19 protein-coding genes are annotated in these 23,657 nt (G+C 40.3%); 8 read left to right on the forward strand and 11 right to left on the reverse strand.

Features of this window, described 5'->3' with window-relative positions; genetic code table 11:
- Nucleotides 1–14: 14 nt before the first annotated feature.
- Complete coding sequence (locus J3L16_RS12750; protein WP_207613372.1) at nt 15–1,427, reverse strand: TIGR03013 family XrtA/PEP-CTERM system glycosyltransferase; 1,413 nt, start codon at nt 1,425–1,427, stop codon at nt 15–17.
- Nucleotides 1,428–1,576: 149 nt separating this feature from the next.
- Here J3L16_RS12750 and J3L16_RS12755 point away from each other — a divergent pair, with 149 nt between their 5' ends.
- The 4 genes from J3L16_RS12755 to J3L16_RS12770 are packed head-to-tail and all read left to right on the forward strand — an operon-like array spanning nt 1,577 to nt 6,460.
- Entirely contained in the window at nt 1,577–2,209 is a 633-nt protein-coding gene (locus tag J3L16_RS12755) for an XrtA/PEP-CTERM system exopolysaccharide export protein (protein ID WP_207613373.1), read from the forward strand.
- 39 nt (nt 2,210–2,248) lie between these two features.
- Complete coding sequence (locus J3L16_RS12760; RefSeq protein WP_207613374.1) at nt 2,249–3,823, forward strand: XrtA system polysaccharide chain length determinant; 1,575 nt, start codon at nt 2,249–2,251, stop codon at nt 3,821–3,823.
- Nucleotides 3,820–4,797: an XrtA-associated tyrosine autokinase gene (locus J3L16_RS12765; RefSeq protein WP_207613375.1), complete on the forward strand. Its 978-nt coding sequence runs from the start codon at nt 3,820–3,822 to the stop codon at nt 4,795–4,797. The genes J3L16_RS12760 and J3L16_RS12765 overlap by 4 nt, the downstream gene beginning before the upstream one ends.
- Nucleotides 4,772–6,460, forward strand: a complete 1,689-nt coding sequence (locus J3L16_RS12770; protein ID WP_207613376.1) for a TIGR03016 family PEP-CTERM system-associated outer membrane protein — start codon at nt 4,772–4,774, stop codon at nt 6,458–6,460. The genes J3L16_RS12765 and J3L16_RS12770 overlap by 26 nt, the downstream gene beginning before the upstream one ends.
- A 41-nt stretch (nt 6,461–6,501) precedes the next feature.
- On the opposite strand, the gene J3L16_RS12775 is transcribed toward J3L16_RS12770, so the two are convergent.
- On the reverse strand, nt 6,502–7,551 hold the full coding sequence (locus J3L16_RS12775) for an XrtA/PEP-CTERM system-associated ATPase (RefSeq protein ID WP_207613377.1): 1,050 nt from the start codon (nt 7,549–7,551) through the stop codon (nt 6,502–6,504).
- Between the two features lie 59 nt (nt 7,552–7,610).
- On the reverse strand, nt 7,611–9,041 hold the full coding sequence (hldE, locus tag J3L16_RS12780; protein WP_207613378.1) for a bifunctional D-glycero-beta-D-manno-heptose-7-phosphate kinase/D-glycero-beta-D-manno-heptose 1-phosphate adenylyltransferase HldE: 1,431 nt from the start codon (nt 9,039–9,041) through the stop codon (nt 7,611–7,613).
- 58 nt (nt 9,042–9,099) lie between these two features.
- Here hldE and J3L16_RS12785 point away from each other — a divergent pair, with 58 nt between their 5' ends.
- Nucleotides 9,100–9,393: a GIY-YIG nuclease family protein gene (locus tag J3L16_RS12785; RefSeq protein ID WP_347564673.1), complete on the forward strand. Its 294-nt coding sequence runs from the start codon at nt 9,100–9,102 to the stop codon at nt 9,391–9,393.
- On the opposite strand, the gene J3L16_RS12790 is transcribed toward J3L16_RS12785, so the two are convergent.
- On the reverse strand, nt 9,371–10,276 hold the full coding sequence (locus tag J3L16_RS12790; RefSeq protein WP_207613380.1) for a DUF350 domain-containing protein: 906 nt from the start codon (nt 10,274–10,276) through the stop codon (nt 9,371–9,373). The two genes, J3L16_RS12785 and J3L16_RS12790, sit on opposite strands and share 23 nt — an antisense overlap.
- Nucleotides 10,277–10,315: 39 nt before the next feature.
- On the opposite strand from J3L16_RS12790, the gene glnE reads away from it, so the two are divergent.
- Nucleotides 10,316–13,189 (forward strand): bifunctional [glutamate--ammonia ligase]-adenylyl-L-tyrosine phosphorylase/[glutamate--ammonia-ligase] adenylyltransferase, encoded by a 2,874-nt coding sequence (gene glnE / locus J3L16_RS12795; protein ID WP_207613381.1) that lies wholly within the window; start codon nt 10,316–10,318, stop codon nt 13,187–13,189.
- Here glnE and J3L16_RS12800 read toward each other — a convergent pair.
- The 7 genes from J3L16_RS12800 to J3L16_RS12830 form a co-directional block, all read right to left on the reverse strand.
- Nucleotides 13,158–13,772 (reverse strand): TcpQ domain-containing protein, encoded by a 615-nt coding sequence (locus tag J3L16_RS12800; protein ID WP_207613382.1) that lies wholly within the window; start codon nt 13,770–13,772, stop codon nt 13,158–13,160. The genes glnE and J3L16_RS12800 overlap by 32 nt on opposite strands.
- A gap of 38 nt (nt 13,773–13,810) precedes the next feature.
- Nucleotides 13,811–14,749 carry an LpxL/LpxP family Kdo(2)-lipid IV(A) lauroyl/palmitoleoyl acyltransferase gene (gene lpxL / locus J3L16_RS12805; RefSeq protein WP_207613383.1) on the reverse strand — a complete coding sequence of 313 codons (939 nt, stop codon included), beginning with the start codon at nt 14,747–14,749 and terminating at the stop codon, nt 13,811–13,813.
- A 256-nt stretch (nt 14,750–15,005) separates the two neighbouring features.
- Nucleotides 15,006–16,199, reverse strand: a complete 1,194-nt coding sequence (locus J3L16_RS12810; RefSeq protein ID WP_207613384.1) for an anhydro-N-acetylmuramic acid kinase — start codon at nt 16,197–16,199, stop codon at nt 15,006–15,008.
- Nucleotides 16,196–16,783, reverse strand: coding sequence for a DUF938 domain-containing protein (locus J3L16_RS12815; protein WP_207613385.1), 588 nt, complete (start codon nt 16,781–16,783; stop codon nt 16,196–16,198). Before J3L16_RS12815 ends, J3L16_RS12810 begins: the two co-directional genes overlap by 4 nt.
- Before the next feature lie 48 nt (nt 16,784–16,831).
- Nucleotides 16,832–18,808, reverse strand: a complete 1,977-nt coding sequence (locus tag J3L16_RS12820) for a methyl-accepting chemotaxis protein (protein WP_207613386.1) — start codon at nt 18,806–18,808, stop codon at nt 16,832–16,834.
- A gap of 143 nt (nt 18,809–18,951) precedes the next feature.
- Nucleotides 18,952–20,244 carry an NAD(P)/FAD-dependent oxidoreductase gene (locus tag J3L16_RS12825; RefSeq protein WP_207613387.1) on the reverse strand — a complete coding sequence of 431 codons (1,293 nt, stop codon included), beginning with the start codon at nt 20,242–20,244 and terminating at the stop codon, nt 18,952–18,954.
- Complete coding sequence (locus J3L16_RS12830; protein WP_207613388.1) at nt 20,241–21,608, reverse strand: serine hydrolase; 1,368 nt, start codon at nt 21,606–21,608, stop codon at nt 20,241–20,243. Before J3L16_RS12830 ends, J3L16_RS12825 begins: the two co-directional genes overlap by 4 nt.
- 172 nt (nt 21,609–21,780) lie before the next feature.
- Between J3L16_RS12830 and J3L16_RS12835 the strand changes: the two genes are divergently transcribed.
- Both J3L16_RS12835 and J3L16_RS12840 read left to right on the forward strand, forming a co-directional pair.
- A complete protein-coding gene (locus J3L16_RS12835) occupies nt 21,781–23,193 on the forward strand; it encodes a TonB-dependent receptor (protein WP_207613389.1) in 1,413 nt (470 codons plus the stop codon).
- Between the two features lie 232 nt (nt 23,194–23,425).
- Nucleotides 23,426–23,635, forward strand: coding sequence for a cold-shock protein (locus J3L16_RS12840; RefSeq protein ID WP_207613390.1), 210 nt, complete (start codon nt 23,426–23,428; stop codon nt 23,633–23,635).
- Nucleotides 23,636–23,657 lie beyond the last annotated feature (22 nt).

Genomic DNA, 23,657 nt, shown 5'->3' on the forward strand with positions numbered 1-23,657 from the left:
TTTTTCACCTTGAACTACCGCCCTTTCCCGAAAATAACGACTTCTACCGTACGGATTAAAATAAGCACATCTAACAACATACTCTGATGTTTAACGTAATAGAGATCGAACTTTAATTTTTCCATAGAGTCTTCAATGCTAGCACCATAAGGATAATTTAGTTGAGCCCACCCAGCCAAGCCTGGTTTTACATTGTGGCGTTGGTTGTAATAAGGAATCTCACCTACTAGAGTTTCAACAAACTCTGGGCGCTCAGGCCTAGGGCCAATTAAAGACATCTCACCTTTAAAGATATTAAGTAATTGAGGTAATTCGTCTAAACGGTACTTACGAATAAAATGACCGACTCTAGTTACCCTACTATCGCTAACAGTTGCCCACTTAGCACCGTCTTTTTCAGCATCAGCTCGCATACTTCTAAATTTTATAATTTTAAACAGCTGCCCATTTAAACCAACGCGCTCTTGCTTATAAAAAACAGAGGTTTTAGTTCTAAAGCCATCATCTAAATATATAACCAACGCCGTTATCACCATAAATGGCCAGACAAAAAACAAGATAATTGAAGCTAGAAAAGCATTAACTGAATGGTCTAGAGCAACTCTTAAATAATTTTGAGTCCGAAAACCTTTACTGTATATAACCCAACTTGGGTACATCAAATTAACCACAATTTGACCGGTTTCTCTTTCCATAAAATCAAGTAAGTCGGTTACTTCAACACCTCTGACGCGAAACTCGAACAGCACGTCTATGGGCAGAGTACCTCGACGTTGGTCACAGGCCACTATGACTTCTTCAATATCATTATCTGCAATAAATTGCTGGAAATTTTGCTCAATATTCAAGTGAATCAACTTTTCATTTTGAATCCCATTTTCCCTGTTATCTCCAGGTACAGGAATGAAACCGACTAACTCAAATCCAATTCTATCAACATCGCGGCGCATACGCTTTTCAATAATAGAGGCTCGCTCACCCGCGCCTAAAACGACAATGCGAACTTTCCCTAAGCCTAAAAGCCCTAACCTGTTAGTGAAATAACGGAAAAACACAAGAGCTAAAATAACTAGACTCATGCTTATAGGAAGAAAAAAACCATCGATTTTTAATGAGGGGAACAACACGGCAAGGGCCATTTCTACAACAAAATAGCTAATGCCTACACTAACAAAGATCCTTCGAATAATTCCTCTAAATGTTTCTCTTAATTTTGTTTCATATAAGCCTACAGACAACGAACTAAACAGAATAATAAGCATAGCCATGCCAATATTAACAACTAAGGATTCAAAAGTTGTTTTAGCTACATATCCCAATTGAGTCATAGCAAAGTACGTAATATAACAAACGTAAGTTATCAAAATCGCTTCTGTTCCAACTAACACGTTAGAACGTTTATTTTGGTTCTTATTGTTTTTCGCCACCAATTAACTCCATTAGGCCAACACACTCTGTAATTACAAATACTATATTTATAATAGACTGTCTAAGAAGATGGTATTATAGTGAATAAAGCGCAATGATAAATTAATTTATTGAAAAACCAACAACAATGAGTGTGGGATAATCTCAAATGAAACGTTTTAAATCATTTTTAAGGATCACGACTATCGCTGGACTTGTGGGTTTAACCGCATGTTCATCGGTTTCAGAATTACCAGAAGCAACGACTCGTCCATCATTAACAACTGATGTAAACGACTACCAATACCTCATTGGACCTGGTGACAATCTAACCATTTTCGTTTGGAGAAACCCCGAAATTTCTGGTAATTTCATCGTTAGGCCAGACGGAAAGGTAACAACATCGTTAGTGGAAGACCTTGATGTAGCAGGCCGCACGCCGACGATGCTAGCAAGAGAAATCGAAGAACAGCTTGCTCAATATATCAACAACCCAAGAGTTACAGTGAGCGTTGGTAACTTTAATGGTCCGCTTAGCGAACAAGTTCGAGTGATAGGTGAAGCATTAAACCCTAGTGCAATCAGCTACACCGAACATATGACATTACTTGACTTAATGATCTCAGTGGGTGGCTTAACTGAATTTGCAAATGGTAATGGCGCCAAGCTAATTAGGGTCGTAAATGGCGAAAAAGTGTCTTATGATCTTAGTATCAATGACCTAGTGAAAAAAGGCGACATTGAAAAGAATGTTGATATGTTACCTGGTGATATCGTCATCATTCCAGAGGCGTGGTTCTAAACACGTCTTTATTTAGCTGTACATGGAACATAAATACTAATGCAGGATTTTCAGCAGTCACTCAACCAGATACTCGATTATGTCAAAGGTATCTGGATAAAGAAGCGATACGTAATGCTTTGCTCATGGCTTATATGCCCAGCAGGTTTCTTTTACGTCGCTTCACTACCTGATGTTTACGAGTCGAATTCAGAAGTTTTTGTAGATACACGGTCTGCTATACAACCGTTGATTCAAGGACTTGCAATACAGACAGACCCTAAATCTGAAATTCAAATAATGGCGCGAACTTTACTAAGCCGTTCCAATGTAGAAAAGATCGCACGGGAAAGTGATTTGGATATCACGGTAACGTCAGAAGCTCAATTTGACAGCTTAGTTACTCGATTGCAGAAACAAATTAGACTGCGCTCTACTGGGAAATATAACCAGTACACAATTAGTTATAGAAACCAAAACCCATTAATAGCGCAAAATGTCGTACAAGAAACATTGGACTTGTTTGTTGAGGGTGCACTGGGCAATAACAGAAGAGATAACGACACTGCAGGTAGGTTTTTAAATGACGAAATTGCTGAATACGAATCTCGATTAGCAGAAGCCGAACAAAGAGTCGCTGACTTCAAAAGGCAATATAAAGATATTTTACCTGCGAAAGGCTCTTTTTACTCTAATCTATCGAACCTAACCAAGTCTCTTGAAGAAGTTCAACTTCAAATTAGACAAACAGAGCAGCAAATAGAATCTATTAAAAATCAAGTTAGTAATCGTGGAGCTAACCAAACGGACAGTTTCGGTGTAACCAATAATGACGAACCTACTTTACGCACTCGCTATGACGACCGTATTGTAGCAGCCGAAGAACGCATTGACGCGCTGAAACTGCGTTTTACCGATTTACATCCAGATGTAATCGAAGCGAACAATTTATTAGAAAGCCTTGAAGACGCAAGGGCGAAAGAAATACAAGCTTTTCTTTCTGCTCCAAGTGATGGAGATAGTCAGTTAAGCGAGCTTGATAGACAGTTACGCATTGAAGTCGGCCTTCTAGAAGGTGAAGTAGCATCCCTCCAAGTTAAAGAATTCAGCATTAAATCGAAAATTGAAGAGCTAGAATCAAAAATAGATTTGGTGCCGCAAATTGAAGCTGAATCAGTTTCTTTAAACAGAGACTACGGGATTACTCAAAACAAGTATGAGCAATTGCTGTCGAGAAGAGAGTCTGCAGACATATCAAGAAGAGCGGATGAATCTGCAGAAGACCTGCAGTTCAGAATTATCGAGCCTCCATTACTTCCTAAATTACCTTCAGGCCCTAAGCGTTTGTTGTCGTACACTGCAGTGTTAATTATTGGATTCGGTGCAGGTATTGCAATAGCGTTTTTATTCAGCCAATTAAAGCCAGTATTAATTAGAGACTCTCAATTGGTAAGCATGACAAATTACCCAGTTTGGGGCTTAGTCACTCATCTTGAAAAAGACAAAATTATTAAGAAAAACAGGCTTAGACTTCTTGTGTTTATCATTTCATCAGGGGGCGTGCTTGGAATATATGCCGTGCTCGTTGTTGCTGAGATCCTCAACATTAATTTACTGGAGAGGTTCGTACTATGAATAATACGATAGAGAAAGCTTTACAACGACAGCGTGAGGCTGAAGCCAAAAAACAGCAAGATGCCAGTGTGGATAATACGGCTGTTGACGAGACCTCTACAGAGGCGTTAGTCGAAGCAAGTGCAGAAATGAAAAATGAAACGACTCTGGAAGCTGCTCACCCTGCAGAGATTCAACCGGTCCTATCAGAAAGTTCAGAATCTAAAACAGAGCCAGTTCAAACGACTAACTTAATTAAGAATGAACCTTATAATATTGACTTAGTTCGGCTTGAGGCCAATGGGCATGTGTCCACGTTATCTAAACGACTACAAATCAATGAAGAATACAGAGAAATTAAGCGTAAACTGCTGACCAATGCATTTGGTAAAATATCAAAGACTCTGAAAAACAGTAACATTTTAATGGTGACTAGTGGCCGTCCCTCTGAAGGTAAAACCTTCACTGCGGTTAATTTAGCGCTGAGTATTGCTATAGAGCAAGACAAGACTGTACTTTTAGTTGATGCTGACGTGTTGCGACCCAATGTATGTAACACGCTAGGTATAGAAAAACGCAAAGGATTAATGGACTATCTACTCGATGAAGTCGATGACTTATCAGAAGTGATGTACCACACTAATATAGATAAATTAAAAATTATTCCATCAGGTAAATCCCATCATTTATCTACGGAATTACTTGCTAGTCAAAAAATGCTAGAAACCGTTGATGAGTTTGCAAATCGATATCCTGATAGAATAGTTGTCTTTGATACTCCACCTATTATTGGTATTAATGAATCTGCAATATTAGCAAATTTTGCTGGGCAAGCTGTTGTGGTTACCGAAGAAGGGAAATCGAAGTTAAGTGATATACGTTATGCCGTAGAAAGACTTAACCCCGAGATGGCCATTGGATTTGTTGTCAATAAGTCCATAAATAATGATTCGCAAGGAACAGGCTACTATGGTTATCATTACGCATCGAACTAAGCGTACAAAGTTATCGATAGGATTAGCTTTAGCGGTTAGTGGTTGTGTCTTTGGCTCTTCTACTTATGCACAGCAAACAAATGCAGGACTCAATGTATCAGGTAGAACAAGCGCAGAAGTTATTGTTCAAAATGTAGAATCTAACTCTGTTGACTCTACTTTAAATACTTTTGTCGTTGTACCCGAAATCAGCCTTTCCTACATCTCTAGGAAAACTGCAGCTAGTTTAGTTGGCTCATTGACTCATTTAGAAAGAGATAGTGACAGTTCATCTCAGAAACAAGACTATGGCGAATACAGTTTTAATGGTGGTATCGAAGTTATTGATAATGTTTTGAATATCAATGGGACCCGAGCAGTATCATTTCAAAATGCACTTCAAAATAATTTTTTAGTTAACGATTTTGTTAATGACCAAGATGGATTAGTCAAATCAACCAGTAATGCAATAAGTGCTAATTTTACCATTCCCAATGGAAGCTTAATTCAAGGCAATGCATCAACTACCCTTGGTAACTTCAAAACTGATCGCAGTGAATTTATAGATAATGGCAGTATTGATTCAGACATATTCACCGGTGCTTTTAGTTTTGGACAAGGTAGTGATGTTAGCAGCGTAATTTGGAGCTTGAACGGTAACTACACAGAATCAGATAGAAACCGAGATGATAGTCAAAGTGAGTTTACAACTCAAAATGCTAATGCCACTTTTGACTTTCCTGTAGCGAAGCATTTAGCAATTCGCGTTAATGGCCAAAACGAAAGAACTCGTGCAACGAACTTGCTAACCGAGTTTTCAGCGGCGCGTAGCTTTAGTAGCTACGGCGCAGGGCTAACTTACTTCCAATCAAACAATCGATTTATTTCGGTTTCATACAATACAACAGATTCTGATGTTGAGTCTCAGGACGGCCAAGAGTTCGTTGGAGCTGAAATCAGTTGGGCCTTTAGTGCTAGAACAAGTATAGACGCGTCAATCACCAGACGTTTTTTTGGCGACAGTGTAAATGCTTCTATCCGATACAACACAAAGAAGTTTAGAACGCTTTTCACCTACACTGAGACCGTTACAACGAATTCAGTACTTTTATCAGCACCCGATAGCGCTGGTCTTTTTGTCTGTCCTATAGGCAGCTCAGATTTTTCATCCTGTTTTCAACCTGACAGTTTAGATTTCGTTCCCGATGCAGGCCAAGAATTTGCGCAAATAGACGTACAAAATATCGAGCTAGATGACGGTGTCATTTTAAGACAAGCTGGTGACTTTCAAATTGGTTATAGCTTTTCAAGGTTAAACCTAGGCTTATTCACTAATTATATTGAATCAACATTTTTAGAGAGCAATGAATTTAGGAAAACGACCACCGCAGGGTTAACGCTAAGCTACAACCTGGGTGTATATACGAATTTAAATGCTCGTTTTTCTTATGCGGAAATTGAAAACTCACAAACCGATATAGAAGATGATGTTACTACATTTGAACAGAGTGAAAGTGACAATACCGTCGTTACGGTTGATCTCTCACATCAGCTCACTCAACATATGAATCTAACTGCCGAGTATTCTTATCGGGATAGCACTGGAAATGCGACCAATAGTATTTTTGGAGGGAGTTTCACAGAAAACCGCTTTAGTTTAGGTATCGCGTATTCATTCAATTAAGAAAACGGTGTTAGTACAACCCCTAACACCGTTGAATGAGTTTATTCTTTATCGTCTTTTAAACGAACATAAGTTTTATATTTTTTCTTCAATAATTTATCAATGTACTGAGTTAGCCTAACTTTATGATTAATAGCATCATCCAAGGCTTCTACTAGTTCACCCAGCATGGTTTTATAGTATTTGACATCTTTTATCTCAGTCCCATTAGCTGTGTACTCGGGATTTGGTGTAACATTCTCCACAGGATCTTTTTCAGATACTTGTACAGAATTAGGCTCAAACATTTCGCTTTTCACTTCTTCAATAACCGTAGCCACAGCTCGTTCATCTAAAAGTTCCAGTTCCTCTAAAAACCCGAACAACAGCACACGATCCATTAGCGTATTTATCTTTCTTGGGATTCCACGAGTAAACGTAAATATTTGCTCATAGGCCCCTTCAGAGAAAAGCGATTTACCCTCTCTTCCCGCATGGTGAAGGCGATATTCGATATACGATTTAACCTCTTCAATAGACAGCGAAGCCAAATGACATGAAGCTACAATTCTTTGCCTAAACTGCTCCATATTGGGGGCGCGTAATATAGGTTGAAGTTCCTCCTGCCCCAATAGAAAACTCTGGAGTAATGGCTTACCGTTTTCTTGGAAATTAGACAACATTCGAAGTTCTTCTATGGTTTCTAGAGGTAAATTCTGCGCCTCATCAACCAGTAACAACGCCCGTTTTCCTTGCTGGTGTAACTCGTACAAGTAGACTTCTAAGCGTTTTAAAATATCCGCTTTACTTTTACCTTCAACATCTAAGTTAAACTTGGATGCCACCATTTTTACTAATTCATCCGGAGTCAACTTCGGAGTAACAATTTGTGCAGCTTGGATATCATTTTCAATATCGCGAAGTAAGCTGTTTGCTATTGTCGTTTTGCCCGTTCCAATCCCACCGGTTATAACAATAAAGCCTTCTGCCTGAGACAAACCATATTGCAAATAAGACATCGCGCGTTTATGCCAGCGGCTGGCGTAAAAAAAAGCGGGATCCGGTGTCAATTGAAATGGCTTAGAGTTTAAACCATAATAACTTTCGTACATATTAGTGATTAATTTCCTTCAGAATCTGTCTATAGCTTAACCTATCGAGGTTTTTTGGGCTACTGCTTATGTTGTTCTACTAGCTGGTTAATAATACCTGTAGTAGAGACACCATCTTCAAAATTGAGTACTTTTACGTCTCCACCGTTATTGATAACGGCTTCCCCACCCGCGATTTCATGTACTTTATAATCACCGCCTTTAACTAATATGTCTGGGAGCAAAGCTTCAATCAGCCTTGCCGGAGTATCCTCTTTAAAGGGCACTACCCAATGCACCGACGATAGACCCGCTAACACAGCCATACGGCGATGAACATTGTTTACAGGGCGACCAGGCCCTTTTAAGGCTGATACTGATGCGTCATCATTTACTGCAACAATCAAGCGATCACCTAACACTGCGGCTTCAGTTAAATAGGACACATGTCCAGCATGCAAAATATCGAAACAACCATTGGTCATAACAATTTTTTCGCCTTTTGCTTTTGCAGCGCTAACAGCTTGAATAAGCTGCTCTTCACTAAAGACTCCACCATCTATATGGGTAGACTGTCGTAACGCAAAAACAGCCAATTCTGTAGCTGAAACACTAGAGGTTCCAACTTTACCAACCACAATACTGGCAGCATAGTTTGCTAACACACAAGCGTCGTCTAATTTAGCCCCAGCACCTATAGATGCTGCAATAGTAGACACTACAGTGTCGCCTGCACCAGTGACGTCATACACTTCTTTTGCTTTAGCTGGAAGGTGCATAACTTGGTCTTTGTTGTAGAAAAGTGACATCCCCCGTTCTGAGCGGGTTAATAAAAGCGAATCCAGATCTAATTTTGTTTGTAAATCTGATGCTTTTTCTAATAAGTCTATTTCATCAGCTACATCACCCACCACTCCGAGTAATTCGGCTACATTCGGAGTAAGTAAGCTCGCTCCTCGGTACTTAGTAAATGAATTTCCTTTCGGGTCGACAATTACCGGCACATTTCTCTCTTTTGCCAAAGCAATGAGGGTTTGTACAGAGCTGAGTGTTCCTTTATTGTAATCAGACAATACAACGACATTGATATGCGCCAATAAAGCAGAAAACTGTTCCTCTAACGGTGTTTTATCAACCGCTTCAAACGACTTTTCGAAATCCATTCTCAGCAATTGTTGATTTCGGCTAAGCACTCTTAATTTCGTAATAGTTGAAAAGCCATCTAGGGCCAAAAAGTGCGTATCGATATTATAAGATTCAAGTTTATCTTTTAGGATAGCCACGTTTTCATCATTGCCAACCAACCCCAACATTGATACTTTCGCTCCTAAAGCAGCAGCATTCAATGCTACGTTTGCCGCTCCACCTGGACGATCTTCGACATTTTGTACATTGACAATCGGAACTGGAGCTTCTGGTGAAATACGACCCGTTCCACCGTGCCAATAGCGATCTAACATTACATCGCCTACAACAAGAACCTTGGCGGAGCTAAAATCAGGTATTACCATTACAACATCTCATTAAATATTTAAGTGGAGTATAGCAGCCATCAAACATCAACCGCCACTGCAACCACATTGGTTTACCTATATGATAAGAACTTCCGGTGGGCATATCTATACTGGTATAACTACGGATATAAAACGCAGACTTCGCCAACACAATGGCGAAATAAAAGGCGGGGCAAAAGCGCTAAGAGGGAAAGGGCCACACACCCTTGTTGCCCTATGGAACACCAATTCTCGCTCAAATGCATCTAAATTCGAATGCTATTTAAAGTCGCTCACTAAGACCGATAAAGAGCGGCTTATACTCAACGCTGCTTCCCCGAACGAGTTTAAAGCGAAAAGAATTCAGTGATCAATATCGCAAACCCTAAATTCAGTACTAAGCCAATACATGCAATTCCCATATTGTGATGCTGATCAATTTCTCTGTTAATATCGACGCCAAGTAGCAAAATGCGCTTACCTATTTGAACAATTATTTGTAGGCCAACCGCTAACGCAAATGAAACAAATAACCAACCTGTTACATTACTCACATAGGCTGTAGACGAATAGACTAATAATGTTTCACTTGTAGTAACTACCATTGCAGTGCCTAAAAGGTTCCCTGCATGGTCCACAGCCACGGCCATTTGACCTCGCTTCAATGCGCCTTGAAATGAATCATTTTGGTTAGTTAACGCAAACCGATACTCATAAAAACGAGTTAGCACTATGGATATGGCTAGTACCACAAAGTAGCCGCTGATTACCGCAATCACAGCGTTTACATCACTGCCATCAACCCACAAAATAATACTGCGTAAAATAATCGCACTAGCAATAACACTTGCTGCATCAACAAGCGCAATGCCAACGTTTTTTTCTTTTAACAACTGAGGAGTATCAACCCGATGTAATACTACCTTATCGTGGATGTATCGCCCTACGCGAATCAATACAATACCAATAATACCAAACAGAAAAATCCCAAACGCGGCTTTTTCTACACCCTGTTGAATGTGCCTTCCAATCACCGCCGACAACACGATACACAATGCAAACAAACCACCAGAAAAGCCAATTCCATACGCGAAATTATCTTTTTCACTAATTTCTTCGTTCACATTAATCGAATAGAATTTTTCTTGTAACCATTTAATAAGCAACATCAACAACACAACGATACTCAAGTCGATTAATGCATATAACGCCAAATCGCTTGACACCGGTATCAACTTTACTAATGTTTCCATGTACACTTCCTAAATCAAGTATCTACCTCTATTATGCGCATGAAATTGAAGAAAAGCAGTAAGTTATACGATCTAGCATTGAAAGAAATAGAGACCTTATCTGCCGACGACAATATTTGGTTCGAATCATTGTCTCTTGCAGATAAAAATGAAGTATTGGCGATGTTTGCATGTAGCCAATTCATCAAAAACACCTGCCAAACCCATGCCGGCTTATTGCCGTCCTTTTTTGAACAAAACCCAGACAGTCACCAATATGCATCGAGACTGCAAAGTCAACTCGATGGCATCACTACAGAACTTGAATTACACCAATGTATACGCCGTTTTCGCAATAGTGAAATGGCCAAAATTACAGCCCGTGATATCACTAAATCTCAAACTATCGAAACCTCGCTACAACACGTTTCAAAATTAGCTGATAGCTTAATCATGTCTACCTATATGTGGCTATACCAATTTTGTTGTCAAAAATACGGTACACCTCAGAACGGGCAACCAATGTGTATTATAGCGATGGGAAAATTAGGAGGGGAAGAGCTTAACTTCTCTTCTGATATCGATCTGATTTTTGCTTATCCAGAAAAAGGGGAAACCCAAGGCCACAGAAAACCTATTGAGCACCAAGTATTTTTTACCCGCTTAGCACAAAGGTTAATAAAAGCACTAGATCAAATCACGACAGACGGGCAAGTTTACCGCGTTGACATGCGACTCAGGCCATTTGGCGATAGTGGCCCTTTAGTTACTCACTTCGACGCATTCTCAGACTACTACCATGAACAAGCACGAGAGTGGGAGCGCTTTGCCATGGTAAAAGCCAGAGTGCTAAACCCCAGCTGCTCAGCAGTCACAGAGCTCGAAAACATTATTCGCCCTTTTGTATATAAACGCTATTTAGATTTCACCACGTTAGATGCACTCCAATCAATGAAATTAAAAATATTTGCAGACTCACGCCGAAGGCAGCTTTCAAACAATATTAAATTGGGGGAAGGCGGTATTCGAGAAGCCGAGTTTTTTATTCAATCATTCCAGCTAACTCATGGTGGACAATCGGCAAACTTGCAAATAAAAAACTGGAAAAGCGTCGTCTCCCATCTATTAGAACAAGGCTTTATCGACGAAAAAACGTCTTCGGATTTAACCCAATCGTACTTATTTTTAAGGGAAGTTGAACACTGCCTTCAGCAAATCAACAACGAACAAACCCAAACATTACCCGCCCTCGATGACGAGTTAAATTGGCAACGGCTTGCACTTTATACTCAGAGTGAATCTTCTGAAATAGTACAGAATAAAATAGAAACTGCGCGCCAAACTATACATGGTTATTTCAATGAATTATTTGTCGATGAGTCAAGCACAGGCGCGAACCAAGACGACAGTTTTACACAGCTAAGTACGCTCTGGTTAGGTGATTACGACGAAATAGAACTGTCTGGTGCATTACAGGATTACCTTTGTGATGATAGTGCAGGATACATAGCTCGCGCTTTACTTTCGTTCAAACAAAAATGTGTACGGGCTCATCTAAGCCAACGAGCGCAAAGCCTTATTGATAAACTTATCCCCTTACTTATCACCGAAGCTTTAAAACCACCAACCTGTGACCACATTCCATTAGAAAGGATGTTATTAATACTCACAGCGATACTTGGCCGCACAACCTATTTAGATTTACTTTATGCGTATCCAAGCGTACGCCAACAATTACTTGTATTTTGTGTGGCAAGCCCATGGATTGCAGAGCAACTAAAACAATTTCCTTTGTTGCTCGACGAGCTTTTATCTCAAGCTTATTTAAGCCATTCCTCTGCAACATTAGAAGACGTTAAAGCAGAATTTAAAGACGAACTTCGCCAAGTGCTACTTCGAATGGACCTAAACAATGTCGAGCTTCATATGGATGCGCTAAGACAGTTCAAATTATGCCAACAGTTCCGTATTGCAGCAGCCGATATACAAGGCTCCCTGCCCATAGAGCAAGTTAGCGACCGGCTAACAGCTTTAGCTGAAGTAATACTGAGTCATGTAGTGGAAACTGCGTACTCCCATATGACAAAGAAATACGGCGCTCCCAATCATTGTAACAGTCCTATAGACAGTTTCGCGGTTATTGCCTATGGCAAAATGGGAGGCTTAGAACTTGGGTATGGTTCAGATCTCGATATGGTCTTTCTACATGACGCTCCTTCAACAGCTGTAACCGACGGCGAAAAATCTATTGGTGCTCAACAGTTTTATATAAAAATGGCGCAACGGATAATGCACATTCTTAATACTAAAATGCTATTGGGTGAACTATATGAGGCCGATTTACGATTAAGACCATCGGGCAATTCAGGATTACTCTGTTGTCATGTGGATGGTTATGCATACTACCAAGATAATGACGCATGGACGTGGGAACACCAAGCACTGGTCCGCACTCGAGTGGTGTTTGGAGGCACTTCTATTTCTCAGCGTATTAATACCATAAAAACTGAAGTGCTATGCAGGAAAAGAGATATCGCAGACTTAACAGAAAAAGTGGTCGATATGCGCAAAAAACTCTATGAAAATAGTATTAACAAATCGTCAAAAGACATATTCAAGCACGGGAAAGGAGGCATAACTGACATAGAGTTCATTTCTCAATTTATAGTGCTTGCTTATGCATATAAACTAAACAGGCTTGCTGATTGGCCTGACAATTTGAGGATTATAGAAACTGCCATGAAAGAGAAACTTATTTCAGCCGAAATAGCCACAAGCCTTTCACGCAATTATTTAAATCAACGCAACGCTTTTCATAGAATGACTCTGCAACAAAGTGATTTCAATACCAACTTACATAGCAAAGACAAAGCACGAGCAGACATAGAAAACGCTTGGCGCACTATCTTGCCAAGTTACATTCCCGACGAATAAAATCAGACTCAACAGTAGTTACCACAAGTGAGCGCTGCTTAGGACAAAAGTAGCCTCTCACTGTGCCATCAAAATTATTATCTATGGCTTTTGCTACATCAGCCAACGCACCTACAATAGTATTGTCAGTTTGAAATTGATGTTTTATAACAAAATCTTCGTCTAAGTCCCAAACTACCTGCATCCCCTCTTGCGTTGCATAATCAGACAATATTGTTCTCAATGTACTTCCCGCTTTAAAAGAACGAAATTTATGTTCACCAACCCAGCGTTTATCCACAGGATTAAAGTTACTAGACATGCTTCTCAATTTTGTCTCTATCGGTGTTCCATCGCTAGCAACATCTAAAGTAAAGTCGTTAACAGGGTCTTTTATCAGTTCACTAGATGATTGTCGAAATTCGCGATAAAAATTTTCTAACCCGGTTTCGACTGAACGTTTTTCAGGTGCGCCCTCAGGCACAGGTGCAGTGTTGTACTCATATTTCAACAAAATAATAGTGGCCGCAATAGCCACAACTATTCCGATAAAGCCGAACTGCACTAACCAAAACTTTGTCCGTGAAAACTGTTTTTTCTTCATCACTACACTCACATCAGAATATGGTTATGATACTAGACCTACTTTTTAGTAGAGTAAAGCGAAGGCATATCCTTAGAAGGTCTTGTTTTAAAACGCTTGTGCATCCATAGATAACTTTCAGGTTGTTCATTCACTGCCGCTAGAATATGTTCGTTCAGCAAGGTTAATGCTTCTTTATCTGGTAACTCAGCTAAATTCTCAATAGGCGGGTATATCTTAATTTTACATCCTTTTTGGGAATGTTGAGTGGTCATCAACATGGGCACACACTGTGCGCGTTTTAAAAACATCAAGGTGGCTGTGGTTGTAGCGGTTTCTTTAACTTCTCCAAAAGGAACAAAGATACTTTGTGCTCGTCCGTAGTCTTGGTCTGGTAAGTATAAGCACAATTCTCCGTCTTCTAAGGCTTGAATAAGCACTTTCGAGCTTCGCTTGTCTATCATGTACTTATTCGACTGGTTTCGACCGTGATACTGAAAATAGTCCATCAAGGGGTTGTTGTGTTTCCGGTAAAACCCAACACCAGGGTGGGTATAGCCCAGCACTCTACACGCCAACTCAAGGTTCATATTATGCAGAGCTAAACCAAACACTCCTTTGCCAGATTTAAGCACTTTTTCAGCGTGTTCAAAACCTTCAACTTCACCGATACGGCGAATACGCCACTGGGGCCACCACCAGCCAATAGCTGTTTCAAATAATGCCATCCCAGCTCTCGACACATTTTTTTTAACTAGTGTATCTCGCTCCAGCTTTGAAAGATGAGGGTAAACAAGTTCAATATTCCTACGAGCAATACTAACGCGCTTTTTCGCAAATTTAGTAAAAAGAAAGCCGACACCTTCACCTAACATTCGAATAACAGGTAAAGGCAACCAAGTTAAAATATAAAGTACACCAGCACCTAACCAAACAGGCCAATACTTAGGTAACAAAAAAGACCATTCAAACCGAGGCGCTTTAAGTCCAGCCGACAAAGGTATCTCCAATATAAAATATGCTAAGTAAAGTGTACCAATTCACACAGTGCTGGGAAAGCCAACCACTTCCGTGCGCCTACCGATTCACAGTCCTATATTCCGCCAGAAGGTATTTGCTGCGGCCATCGCTTTTACTTGTGATCCCATATGAGGATAGTGACTAATATTACTAAGTCTTTCGAATTTGGGGGCTGTTGCTCTTTGTTCATATGTAACGGCTAAATGCTCACCAGAAATAAGAGCATCTACACCGTTAACAAGGAAAGCAGATTTTACCCATACTTGTATTTATCACATTATCTAAACCATTAAATACCCGACCTTGGCCCGCAACACATTCATTCGCCAATACAGCGAAAAGCGCTGCTTCCTTATCGCTCGCTGCCACCCCCAGAGTTTGGAAAGGCTTTATTGGCACAGGTAAGAAAACTTCTTTTATGCTATTCATCAGACAAGAATTTAAAACGCCACCACCACTACAATATATTTCGTCAATTTCAGCTATGCCTATTTGCTGTTTAACCGTGTGAAACAGACTTTCAACTGTCAGCGCAACCAGTGTAGCCAGAGTATCTTCATGACTAAGAGCTGGGCAACCAATGTCCGTTTTAGCTTGTTCAACATACGCTAAATTAAACAGTTCAGGCCCTGTTGTTTTTGGTGCTGACAAACTGAAAAAAGAATGAGTAAGTAGCTTCGCCAATAAAGCGCCATTAATTTCGCCTTGGCTCGCTAGTCGGCCATCATCATCAAAAGGCTGATTTAAGTAATATTCACAATATTGGTTTAGCAGTGTATTTGCGGGACCAAAATCAGTTGCGAAGCTCTTTCCTACTTCAGACTTTGGCAACCAAGTGAAATTTCCTATACCACCTAAGTTAATCAATAAACGTGATGCGTCATGCTTAGAAAATAATAAAATATCACCATACAAAACCAAAGGCGCTCCTTCACCGCCATTGGCAACATGGCGCTGTCTAAAATCAGCGACAGTTAAAATTCCCGTTTTGGCCGCAAGGTGATCGCCATCACCAATTTGAAATGTACTGTTTGGACGTTGCCGCTGACCATGAAATGATGTTGGCGCGTGGTAGACCGTTTGGCCATGACTTGCCACAATATCGATACGTGACGAATCAATACCCCATTGCAACAATGCCTTATTTACCCACTCGCCATGAAGCGTTCCAATTTCAGCATTTAGCAGACACAGTTCTTGCAACTCAACATTTGATTTTGCAAAAATGCGCTGGATCTTATTTTTCCATTCATCGGTATAAGCAAATATAGTGCTTTTTTCTACGCTGAGTCGCGTATTTTCACCGTATCCTGACACACGACACAAAGCCACATCTAAGCCATCTAAAGAGGTTCCACTCATCAATCCAATAATTAAACGAGAGCTCTTTTGAGATATTGCGTAAAGTGATTCAGGCCAATTCGTCATGACTTTTGCCAAACCAACATAAGGTTGTTTGCAGGCATAGATACAGTTTCTTTTAATACCATGGGTTTTGCCCATTCAATCAATTCGGCTACATCGCGATAACCTCCGTATCCTTCGCGGATCAATTTGTTGTGAAAAGCTTCGTTTGATTCACTACTAAAAACACCATTTTCGATGAATGGTCCGTACTGACAAAACACACCGCCACTAGGTAAACGAATTGAAATACTTTCCATTAAGTTTTGTACTGCATTTTTTTGCATAATATGTGCGGTGTTTGCCGTGAATACGGCATCAAAAGGAATATCAGGTAATGGCATGTCAGGTAGAGTTAATTCTAAGGGACGTTCAACGTTGGTTAAATTAGCCTCGTCTATCCATGCATTAATGCCTTCGTGATAAGACAATTGATCAGCCGTGTGCCATTTTAAATAAGGAAGTTGTTCAGCAAAATGAACGGCATGTTGCCCCGTGCCTGTCCCCACTTCTAAAACATGCTTAGCGTGCTTAAAAAAGGTGATTAATTGTTCCGCAATGGAATGCTTATTTTTGTCGCAGAATTGATTAAATGGCTTATTACTCATGGTACTCGTACTACATTTAGCGATTAACGTAGTACGAGCTTACCACTGTTAAAGTTTAAAGCCATCCATAGTATTTTGAAGTATTTTATTGTTTAACTTCACATCTTCAAATATAACGCGCAGTTGATGCGCTAATTCAGTTTGATTGGATGCAGTATTTAAAACCTCTGATACTTTTTGTGACACATCCGCTAATGACACAGACTGTTCTTCAGCAGCAGTAGCAACAGTGGTAGATAAGTTTTCCACATCTTTTATTTTCTGGCCAACTTCTTCACTACTTTTAGCTGCGCTACCACTAGCCTCTAATACAACCTTAGATTGAGCGGTATTGTTATCAATACTCGTCATAACTGATTGGCTAATTTGATGCAGCTCTTCCAGCAAGGTCGAAATTTGATCAGAAGCTTGTTTACTTGAGCCTGCTAGCGAGCGCACCTCATCAGCTACCACAGCAAAACCTCTTCCTTGCTCTCCAGCCCTAGCGGCTTCAATAGCAGCATTCAAAGCTAACAAATTGGTTTGTTCTGCTAACGAGTTAATGGTATTTAAAAAGCTACTGATCTTCTCTAAGCTCGAGCCCATGGCAGCTGCATCATCTCCCATACTTACCATTGACGTATTCAACGCGTTCACATTATTTTGGGCTGAACGGCTCTGTTCAACAGCCTGAGTTGCATACGTTTCAAGCTCTCTAGAAAAGGTTAATGTGTCCGCTGACGATTCGGCAATTTGCCGGCTTGCATCGGCAATTTGCCGAGTTGCTTCGTCTATATCGCTGGCTTTTTCTTTTGCCTCTGTAGCTTCTTGTAATACTTCTAACGTAGCGGTATCCAATCGTTCACCAAGTTTAGAGCTCACAGAAATAGATTTATCTAACCCTACAACTAACGCTCTAAGAGCTCCAATAGTCTTGTTTACCGCCCGAGAAATACTCCCCAACTCATTGTTAGAATCTAGCGCCACATCAATAGTTAAGTCACCTTCATCTGAAATTCTATCTAGACTCATGGTTAATGTCCCTAACTGTCCCTTGAGCATTTTAACTAGTGAAATATTTAAAAGAACTAAAAAGGCCCCTAGCACCACAGTTGCCACTACAAGTATCGTAATGTATCGGTATGCTGACGCTTCGGAATTTGTACTACTTAGTCGAACACTCTCCCATTGAGCTTCAAGCTCTTTTTTAACACTGCCAATAACTTGTGTGGCAAATGCAAACCAGGTCGCACTGTCGGGTAAAGATGAGTAATCAGGATTATCGCTATTTAACAATTCGACTGTGTCGGCAAATTTAATAAAATTAGGGGAGTTAAAAACCGTATTTAGTTCATCGATTTTGTCTGGGTTTGATGCTTTGACAAATGCCATATATTTGGCACGTTCTACCATCCAAGCAGTAATTTCCTTTTTGGCCTCCGCTGTCGCAGACTGAGAACTTAGGATACCGTTTACTTTACCGCGAACTTGACCCGTTTTTTCTTTCACCGAAGCAAATAAAAATGCGCTATTAACTTGAGAAATCAATACTGGATCTTCAATGGAAATACCCAATATTTGCAATGCTTCTAACGCAGATGAATTTAACGCACTGTAATAGCCAAAGGCATTTGCTCCGTTTCTTACATCCACTTCTCGTCTTATTTCAGATTTTCTAGCCAGAATTCCAATTATAGGAGCGGTTTTGTCTTCAATAAGATAAGACTCAGGCCACTCTTTTGTTAGTAATTCCTTCAGTACCGCTTCAGACTGATCGGCTTTTACGCGCTGGGCATCAACTTTTGATTTTTGCTCGCTTGAACCCGACGCTAAGAAACCCGCGCTTAAACCCCGCTCTACAGCGTGATTGTGAGCGATACTCTCTAATGCCGATAGTAAGGATACGAGTTGAGTATTTTCGTTTGCTATAACTGAAGAATGATAAGCACTGGTAATTTCTTTAATCAGTAATACACCAATAGCAGTAACAAATACAATCGCACTCAGACTAGACATCTGCACAATATTAAGACGTTTAATAAACACCAAGTTATTTCCATCAATATTTATGTATAGTTAAAAACTAGACGAAATAGACGAATTAGCAATTTTTTAGGTGTGAAAGAGTCGACATTAGTTTTTGTTTCCCTATTAACATCGACAATTTGATCAAGTACGTGATTCTTCTTTTAATGTAATTTCAGTTTTGGCGCGACAAAGTTCCCTACTTTTCGGCTCAACAAAACCAAGGCGCCACGTAAATAACCATGCACAGCGTATTGATGCATGTGATACAAAGAAACATATACAATTCGTGCTAGCTTCCCTTCGATGAACATAGAGCTATTGGACAGCTTACCCATTAAGCTACCCACAGTGCTGTAACGGCTTAAATGCACAAGAGAGCCATAATCAGCATATTTATAGGCTTCTAAAGGCTGCTCATAAAATAAATGGTTAATATTTTTAAACGCCATGTCAGCCATTTGATGAGCAGATTGTGCTCTTGGCGGAACCCAGTTCCCATTTTCTTGCTTAAAGCCACACGCATCACCAATAACAAACACTGACTCATCTATTGTTGATTGCAAGTAAGCATTCACTTCTATTTGTTGAGCGCTATTTAAAACAAAGCCATCTAGCTCTTTAAAGAAATCAGGCGCTTTAACACCTGCAGCCCACACCATTAAATCAGCCTCAATAAGCTCATCTTCGCTAGTGGTAAAGCCCTCATGGCTTGCTTTTGCTACACGGGTTTGTTCTCTAACGTTAATATTCAGTTTAGATAAAGCGTGCCGTGCAGAATTGGCTATTTTTTCTGGCAAGGCCGGTAAAATTCGCTCGCCAGCTTCAATAATCGTCAGTGATAAACGTCCTGCGGACATTTCAGGCATACCGTAGTGCTTGGCCAAGTTCGCAACGTGATGAAGCTGGGCAGCCAATTCAGTTCCCGTTGCACCGGCACCAACAATAGCCACATTTAACGTTTTATTCGAATTAGGTCCTTGGTGCATTTTTATGAGCTGGTTTAATAAGGCTTTATGAAAACGTTCAGCCTGTACTAATGAGTCCAGCATATAGCAATGTTCTTTAACCCCTGGAGTACCAAAATCATTGCTTACGCTACCTACTGCAATAACTAAATAGTCGTATTGCAATGTTCTTGCTGGAATAAGCTCACTGCCATCTTGATCAAGCACGGCATCGAGCTTGATGGTTTTCCCTTCCCTATCAAGGCCACACATGTTTCCTAATTGGAAACTATAGTGTTTCTTTGATGCGTGAATAGCGTAGTCGACCCCATCAGTACTTTTATTAATAACACCCGCGGCAACTTCATGTAGCAAGGGTTTCCAAACATGAGTTCGGCTTCTATCAACTAAGGTGACGTCTGCTAACCCTTTTTTCCCTAACGACTTTGCAAGCTTAGTAACTAGTTCGAGGCCTCCAGCGCCTCCACCCACAACAATTATACGTTTCATCTATTTCCTACATTATCTAAATTTGAATCTTTTAGTGACGCCAAAACATCCGCAAATTTATTCTCGATATCATAGTGGCCTGATGTCCAGCCTAACCGCACGATAACAGCGTCCATTGATGGAATAATCAATACCCACTGCGCTCTGTTCCCTCTCATAGCAACAGCATCTTCTGGTAATGATGGCCAGCGTAATGATTTATTTAAGCCTCTATTTAACCAAAGTTGGTAACCATAACGCCCTTCATTTTCGCTAGTGTTAGGCGACGTCATGGCTTGGGCGTATGCTTGGGGGAAAACACGTGTATTTTCATAACGCCCTTGATTAAGAATTAACTGCCCTAATTTTGCCCAGTCTCGGCCATTTGCATAAATATAAGAACTGCCAACCAAAACACCGCTTTCATCTGATTCAAATACAAGTGAATTCAAATTCAGAGGTTTGATTAAGGTTTCAGACAAAAAGTTATACTGAGCTTGAGGGTTTGCACCTGTTCTTTCGTACACAAGGCGAGCTAAAAGATTAGTTGTACCAGATGAGTAACGGTTATGGGTACCTGGTTCGTAATCAAGATCACTGGCCAACGGGACACCAGACGCACTTCTTTCAGTAAACAACATTCGAGTAGAATCAGAGCCTGGCATATAGGTTTCATCAAACGCTAACCCTGAACTCATTGTCAGTAAGTTTTCTAGCGATATCGCCCTGCGCTCATCGTCAAGCCATTGGGGAAACAGTTGTTCGTCATTTAATGAAAGCTTATTTTGCTGTACAAGATTACCGACAAGCATAGACATAACTGTTTTTCCCATAGACCAGCCTAAAAAACGGGACTCTGAAGAATAGGGTTCTGCATAAACTTCACCTACAAGACGTCCATTTTTCAACACCACAATAGCACGAGAATCATCCCCCTCTTCATTATCTTTAATCAGTATATTTTCAATACCTGTTTGAATTGAGAAGTTGGTGTTGACCGCTAACGAGTCGAAACTTCCGTGGTCAGGCATGACTACGTCGTTTAATGGAGAACTACCTTCAATATCTAACGTGCACCCAAGCCCTTCACGGAACCTTGCTGATGATACACTCAAGCCATACAAAGAAGCGGTAACGGTTTTTGCATCGCTATTATTTTTAATTTCGAGCAAATGAGTTACTGGCGAATAACTTGCTAAGTCGCTATTGATTTGGTCATTTGTTTGCCCAGCGACATAATGTCCCGAACAAGCTAATTTTGCACCAAGGCCTGTTGCGACCTTCACAGCATTACCAACCTGCCACGGAGGAAAACGCAGCACGATAGTAAAAAGAAGAATAAAAACGACAAAAATTGTAGGAAGCCAAAAAAACCATTTTTTCATAATATGTGTGAAGCTAATGAATAGTTTTAAGCCATTATACCGCAAATAGTCCTTTAAAACTCTGACAAGTTAAATTGTTGCGTAAGATTTGCTAGACTTACACAGTGGAAAAACACGTTAACCGCGTTAATACTTATAAAAAATGCCCTTTTTAAATTCATAGTGGATAATCATGGACAAGCAAATTAGCTCTCGCACTACATCAGCCAAAGCACTTAGAATTAATTTAGACGACAAAAAATACGGTACCATTGTAGAGATAGGCGCAGGCCAAGAAGTAGCCCGACAGTTTTTCATAGCTGGCGCAGCGGCAGGAACCATAGCCAAAACCATGTCTGCATACGACATGAAGTTCTCCGATGCGATATACGGTGTACAAGAAGACAGGCGATACGTAAGTAAGAATCGCGTAAAAGCGATGATGGAACAAGAGTATGACCTTGTTATCGATCGCATTTCCGATGTTCGACCAAAATCAACTCGCTACTTTTCATACGCTGCGACTGTCGCCGCAAAAAGTTTTAAAGGTAACAATGAATGCCACGCATGGTGTGGAGTTCGACTACAAATGTATCCAGGTGCAGCCCCATCAGATGTGATTGTGCACGTCAGAATGCACGACGACAATGTTGAAGCTCAGCAGCAAGCATTAGGTGTACTTGGCGTTAACTTAATTTACGCAGCGTATTTCTATTTTGAAGATCCTAAAAAGATCATCGATTCGCTGACTGATAATATGAAGCCGAATCGCATTGAAATAGATTCAGTTGAGTTCCATGGCCCATATTTCGAAGAAGTAGACAATCGCGCTAAAAACATTCACCTTATTCGCAGCTGGAAAACCCGTGCTGTTATGTTCAGACCAGACGGTTGTGTCGCTATCCCCGCAGACATGCTGTACAAAAAGAACGTCATTACAATTCGCGGTTCATTTCGCCCAGTTACAGATTTAAACGTCGACATGATAGAACAAGGAAAGAAATCATTCTTTGTTCAAAAAGACGTAGACGAGAGTAACACTGTTGCCATAGCTGAGATTTCTTTAAATGATGTGTATGGCAATGACGCTAAATACTCTGAAGCAGATTTGATATCTCGCGTACAGCTATTAAATAGTCTTGGTTACAATGTAATGGTTTCGGATTACACTCGCTACTTTTCATTAAGGGCCTATTTCCGCCAATATACAAAAAATCATATAGGTATTGTTGTAGGTGTCGTAAACATCAAACAAATCTTTGATGAATCATTCTACCGCGGTGTAGAAGGTGGAATATTAGAAGGTTTTGGAAAATTATTCCCCGATAACACTCAGCTGTTTGTCTATCCAGAAGCTGGCGAGGACGGTAACGCAAAAGACTTTACCGAAGTTAAAGTTCCTGAGCACTTGAAGTTTTTATACCGCCACTTATTGGAAAATGACTTCATTGCCGGGATCGAATGCAGCGACCCTGCTCTATTTAATATATATTCTCGTGAAATATTAAAACAAATAGAATCTCGTAATCCTGAGTGGGAAACCCACCTTCCAGCTCAAGTTGTTGAAGAGATAAAAAGTAAAAAATTATTTGGGTATCGCGGCTAAGGTTTTTTATCCAATTAATTTACTGATTTTATGTGGAAAATAGGTAGAACTGATGTTAGCATAGCGCCGCTGTTTGACAGTTCTACCCGTTTTGATCCTTGCTAAAACCTTGTTGTCTTTGAAATCGGCTCCGATTCGCTTTTAGATACACGCTTTTTTGCCAAATCAATATGTTAGACCTTCATAGCGAATTTAGGCATTATGCCATCCAATTATTTTAAGGAATACCGATATGTCAACTGTAACAGGTACAGTAAAATGGTTCGACGAAGCTAAAGGCTTTGGTTTTATTTCACAAGCAGACGGCGGAAAAGACGTTTTTGTACACTTCCGCTCAATCGCAGCTGAAGGTTACAAAACTCTAGCTGAAGGCCAACAAGTTCAATTTACTATTGAAGACGGTCAAAAAGGCCCACAAGCTGCAAACGTATTACCTTTGTAATCGACCAGTTTATACAATGAAA

The organism is Alteromonas sp. 5E99-2 (assembly GCF_017368475.1).
Taxonomy (GTDB): domain Bacteria; phylum Pseudomonadota; class Gammaproteobacteria; order Enterobacterales; family Alteromonadaceae; genus Alteromonas_F.

Bases quoted from the DNA above. Each gene is read 5' to 3' on its own strand.
- J3L16_RS12810 (WP_207613384.1), bottom strand. From the start codon at position 16,199: ATGACGAATTGGCCTGAATCACTTTACGCAATATCTCAAAAGAGCTCT.
- J3L16_RS12790 (WP_207613380.1), bottom strand. From the start codon at position 10,276: ATGGAAACATTAGTAAAGTTGATACCGGTGTCAAGCGATTTGGCGTTA.
- J3L16_RS12815 (WP_207613385.1), bottom strand. From the start codon at position 16,783: ATGAGTAATAAGCCATTTAATCAATTCTGCGACAAAAATAAGCATTCC.
- J3L16_RS12760 (WP_207613374.1), top strand. From the start codon at position 2,249: ATGCAGGATTTTCAGCAGTCACTCAACCAGATACTCGATTATGTCAAA.
- J3L16_RS12800 (WP_207613382.1), bottom strand. From the start codon at position 13,772: ATGAAGAAAAAACAGTTTTCACGGACAAAGTTTTGGTTAGTGCAGTTC.
- J3L16_RS12755 (WP_207613373.1), top strand. From the start codon at position 1,577: ATGAAACGTTTTAAATCATTTTTAAGGATCACGACTATCGCTGGACTT.
- glnE (WP_207613381.1), top strand. From the start codon at position 10,316: ATGAAATTGAAGAAAAGCAGTAAGTTATACGATCTAGCATTGAAAGAA.
- J3L16_RS12770 (WP_207613376.1), top strand. From the start codon at position 4,772: ATGGTTATCATTACGCATCGAACTAAGCGTACAAAGTTATCGATAGGA.
- J3L16_RS12765 (WP_207613375.1), top strand. From the start codon at position 3,820: ATGAATAATACGATAGAGAAAGCTTTACAACGACAGCGTGAGGCTGAA.
- J3L16_RS12775 (WP_207613377.1), bottom strand. From the start codon at position 7,551: ATGTACGAAAGTTATTATGGTTTAAACTCTAAGCCATTTCAATTGACA.
- J3L16_RS12825 (WP_207613387.1), bottom strand. From the start codon at position 20,244: ATGAAACGTATAATTGTTGTGGGTGGAGGCGCTGGAGGCCTCGAACTA.
- J3L16_RS12840 (WP_207613390.1), top strand. From the start codon at position 23,426: ATGTCAACTGTAACAGGTACAGTAAAATGGTTCGACGAAGCTAAAGGC.
- J3L16_RS12835 (WP_207613389.1), top strand. From the start codon at position 21,781: ATGGACAAGCAAATTAGCTCTCGCACTACATCAGCCAAAGCACTTAGA.
- hldE (WP_207613378.1), bottom strand. From the start codon at position 9,041: ATGGTAATACCTGATTTTAGCTCCGCCAAGGTTCTTGTTGTAGGCGAT.
- J3L16_RS12830 (WP_207613388.1), bottom strand. From the start codon at position 21,608: ATGAAAAAATGGTTTTTTTGGCTTCCTACAATTTTTGTCGTTTTTATT.